We start from the raw sequence: 4,543 nt of genomic DNA on the forward strand, positions 1-4,543 counted from the left end.
GGATACATGTTCACCGATAATCTGGACGGAAAACAGACGTATACGGGCAACTTTACGGTTTACAAAGGCGACTCGGAGGCGAGCGGAGTCAAGATTTGTGAAAGAAAACTTGAACCTAAGGATAATTTCTTTTCCTATACGTTCCCGAACAACCTTGAGGATAAGTACGCCACCTACTGCATCGTTTATCACACCAAGATGAACGATACGAGCTCGTACGACACCGTGCGCAACAGCGCGACCATCGAGCGCAAAGGTTCCGTTTCCGGTACGGATGATGGCAGTTTCACGCCGCAGCTGACGGGTGTTGTGCCGATCACCAAGAGGCTCGTGAGATACGATGAGGCGGCGACGACGGGCAGGGCGACGTGGGAGACGAAGGTCGCGCTGAAGGCGATCGTCAATGCGGCCCATCCAGGCGAGGTGACGGTGAAGGACACGTTTCAGTCGGCATGGTCGCAGAAACTTGGCGTCGACGAAAGCTCCATTACCATTAAAATCGGCAATACCGAGCTGGTTCCGGGCACCGACTGGAGACCAACGACCAGCTATCCGGGTAATGAAACAAAGAAAAACTACGACCTCAAAATCATCGTTACCGACAACGTGAAAGCCGCTCTCGAGAACGAGGACTACGCCGTTATCACCTACGACACCACATCAGAAGCGCTGTCGGGCTGGTACTCAAACTTCGCAGCGGTCGAAGCACCGGGCCTGAGACTACAGTGGCCGTTCACCGAACCCATCAAGTACGTTGTCAACCGAGAAACGATGCCCGCGGTCGAGAAGCCGGAAGCGGAGTCGAAGGTGTCTTGGGTTGAGAACTTCGATTGGCATACCGTTGACGGCTCGGATGAGAAGGGCGCCTGGATCGTCGACTGGACGGTGTATGCAAACCGCCAAAAGGGTAATAAGGGCGCAAATGGCGAGTTCGAATACTATGGAGCTGGAAAGCTGGGCGGGAAACCGCTGAATATCGTTGATAGCCTTCCGGATGGTATGAGCTATGTTGCGAATTCCGCAAAGTATACGCTCGTGCAGAACCCCTATGATAAACATACGGGGCTTCATCGCGGAGGCGAGGCCAAGGAGGTCGTTACGGGTCGGACGCTCGCCGCCGACAACGTCAGCCGCAACGGCAATACGGTCACCTTCTCCATCCCCACGACTGAGCTTGAAAGCTATGCCGGCTACGCAAAGCTCACGTACAAGACGGCGGTCAAGCGCGGTGAGCTCGATACCTCCACAAACGAGGTGAAGTTCACCAACAAGGCCAGCGCGGGGTCAGGAGTTAAACAGTTCGATTCCGGTAAAGGTGACGTCATCATTAAGAACAACGTCATCAAAAAGTCCGGCGAGCAGGTTGCCAATAGCAATCGCATCAAATACACCATTCTTGTTAACGAGTCTGCCGTTGCCCTTAAAAATGGCACCGACTTCCTTGAGCTCGTCGATACCATGGATGCCAAGTGCGCGCTGGTGCCGTCGACGCTTAAGGTCTATGAGCAGGTGAATGGTGCCTGGTCACCGCTGGCTGATAAGGACTATTCGTCGAAGATGGAGCAAGTCAAGGATGAATCTGGCTCGTGTACGAAGTTGACTCTTGAGGTGCCCGACGGGAAATACCTCAAGGTCGAGTATGAGGTTATCCCGACCGGAAACCCCGGCGAAGAGGTGTCCCTTTCCAACACCGCCGAGCTTGCGGGGGTGACGGAGGGTTCGGCGATCGACGAGCAAAAATGGAAGATTCAAAATGCGTCCGCCAGCGCGGGCGGCAACGGCTACAGCATCACGATGACCAAGTACGACGCCCAGCAGGTCGGCGCGACGCTCGAGGGGGCGAAGTTCACACTCTACAGCGTGGATATGGGCCAGGTTGCGGATGACGGAAATGTAGAGAACGCCAGAACGCCGTTTGACGAGGCCGCGATCGACGTTCCCACCGACGCCAACGGCAAAATCTCGTTCGGCACAAGCGACAAGAAGATGAGTAATTGCGTGCTCTATCAGCTCGTGGAGACCAAGGCGCCTGTTGGCTATGCCAAGGCCGATCCCACGTGGATCATGCTCAAGGGCAGCGCGAGCGACAAGGATTATCAGGCTGTGCTAACTAAGGCAAAGGACATCGTCGACGGTGCGGAGATCATCGACGATACAAAGAAGGACGAGATCTGGGTCTACGACAACCGCATGACGGGCAAGGCGGTTATTAACGCAGAGAAGGTGCTCGCAGGCGGAACGTTCAAGGAAGGTCAGTTCTCGTTCGCGCTCAAGGATGACAAGGACAGGGTGCTCCAAACGGTGACCAACGATGCCATGGGCAACGTCTCCTTCAACGTCGACTACAACAAGGCCGATACCTATACTTATACCATCTCTGAGGTCGTCCCCGAGGGCGCCGAGAACAACGTCAAGGACCACATCACCTACGACAGGACCCAGCACAAGGTTACGGTTAAGGTGGACAACGGTGAGAGGAATCTCGTCGCCACCGTCACCTATGACAATGGCTCTTCGACCCCGCCGACTTTTACCAACAGATACTCGACCACGCTTCCCGAGGCAGGCGGTGCCGGCTTGACTATGACGTATCTGGCTGGCGCTTCGCTGCTGTGCTTTGCCGCGACATGGATGCATGCTCACCGCCATCGCGATCAAGATCGAGGTGGTCGCCGTGAGTAGGCTTTGGTGCCGCTTGTTGGCCGTCGCAACGATAGCTACGGTCGCTATGTTCTCTTTTGCGATGCTGCCCAGGACGGCTCGTGCTGCCGACACCGGTGCCATTACGGTGGACGGTACAGTCGCGACGCGGTATGACGCGTACCAGCTCTTTTCGGCGACAGTTATCGATGATGACGATGCTGGCCATAAAATTGCAACTGACGTAACGTGGGCGAATGGCGCGGTTCGTCAAGCCGTTCTTCCCGTGCTTCATGATGCGGGGCTTGATGGCTCGGCATCGGCGGCGCAAGAGACTGCCGAGTGGATGAATGCCGACGGGCATATGACGACCGCGCTGACGGCAAAGCTTGCCCGCGCGATTTGCAATGCCGACGCAACTTCCGTGGCCCTTAACGCGGGCACGGCGGCCGAGCTGCCCTGCGGCTACTGGCTCATCGTCGCCGACGGCGACGCCATCGCCCAGGGCGAGGCCGGCACCGCGCCGATCATGACCCTGGTCGGCGGCAGCGCCGTCACCGTCAAGCCCAAGGCGGCGACCCCCAAGGTCCAAAAACACGTGCTGGAGGACAGCACCGCCGCCTGGCAGAAGGCCGCCGACGCCACGGTTGCCGACGACCTGTACTGGCGCCTCTCGGCCACGGTCCCGGCGGGGCTCACGGCGTACGACACCTATACGGTACAGTTCGTCGACACCATGAGTGCGGGGCTCGACCCCTCCAAGGTGGCCGCGAGCGTGCGCGTGTACGTGGCGGCGGGCGCGGACGGCGGCTTCGACGTCGTCGCATGTGAGGGTGGCAACACCAACTCGACGCCGGCTAAAGGGTGGACAGACATTACTTCACAGTGCAAGGTCTCGGTCGAGGGCAATGCCTTCACCGCGCGCACCGGCGACCTCATCGCCGCGCTCGGCGGGGCTGACGCCTTTGCCGCGGGCGCCCGCGTGGTTGCTGTCTACAATGCGCCGTTGGGGGCCAACTGCAATCGAGGCGCCACCAAGGGCAACCCCAACGAGGTCTACCTGCGTTACCCGCGCTCTCCCCTCGTCGACCAGTCCGGCGATGCCGGATTCACCCATACGCCGAGTGATGACGCCACGGCCTATACCTGGGGACTCAGCCTCATCAAGCGCTCGAGCTCGGACGATAAACCGCTCGCGAGTGCCAAACTGCGCATCATCGATGACCGCGGGCGCATCCTAACGACCGACGGCTCGTGGTCGACGGATGCTGACGCGTGCGTCATCACGGGCGCGGACGGCCACGCGGAATTGAGCGGTGTGGACGCGGGTGTCTACACCGTCGAGGAGGCCGCGGCTCCCAAGGGATACACCGCCTTTGAGGGCAAACGAACGGTAACGGTTACGTCTGAGGGATTGGACGCTAAGCAGGTGGCGGCCGCGAAGCTCAAGGTGACCGTGTCGGTCAAAAGCCCTCTGCGGGTTGATACCGCCGATGCCGGGACGGGTTCGATTGAGCTGTCGGTGCTCAACACCCCGAGCAAAGAAGCAAGTCGTGGCTTTATACCCTCGACGGGAGATAGAACGTTGGTGCTGGTGGCGGCTTTGGCTGCCATCGGAGTGGCGGCTATTGTTGTCGGGCTCGTCATCAAGCGGGGAGGCGGTCGTCGTGAAAAATAATTGCCTTTCATGCTCACTGGCGTACTGCCTCCGTAATGAGTGACGCGCAGGCCTACCGACCTGATGATCATTGGTTTTGAAAAAGTTACTAGAGAACCCTCCAAGAAAAGCGGGGCACCCGGTCGATATGACCGAGTGCCCCGCCTCGTTCAAGACTTTAGTCCGCTGGCCGCGCAGCGGCCAGCTTTAAACCACCCGCTACGCGGGTGGAGACAAACGGCTTTA

General features: G+C 58.7%; 2 protein-coding genes. Both read left to right on the forward strand.

The genetic code is table 11. The features are described from left to right. On the forward strand, positions 1-2,682 hold a 2,682-nt coding region (locus tag ABHR76_RS06930), incomplete at its 5' end, for a Spy0128 family protein (protein WP_346977152.1). Beyond that, the gene (locus ABHR76_RS06935; protein WP_250787327.1) at positions 2,636-4,318 is read left to right on the forward strand and encodes an isopeptide-forming domain-containing fimbrial protein; all 1,683 of its coding nucleotides are present in this window, start codon (positions 2,636-2,638) and stop codon (positions 4,316-4,318) included. The genes ABHR76_RS06930 and ABHR76_RS06935, both read left to right, overlap by 47 nt. Positions 4,319-4,543 lie beyond the last annotated feature (225 nt).

Origin of the sequence: Collinsella aerofaciens (genome assembly GCF_039752985.1) — a bacterium.
In the GTDB taxonomy this organism is placed as follows: domain Bacteria; phylum Actinomycetota; class Coriobacteriia; order Coriobacteriales; family Coriobacteriaceae; genus Collinsella; species Collinsella aerofaciens_BT.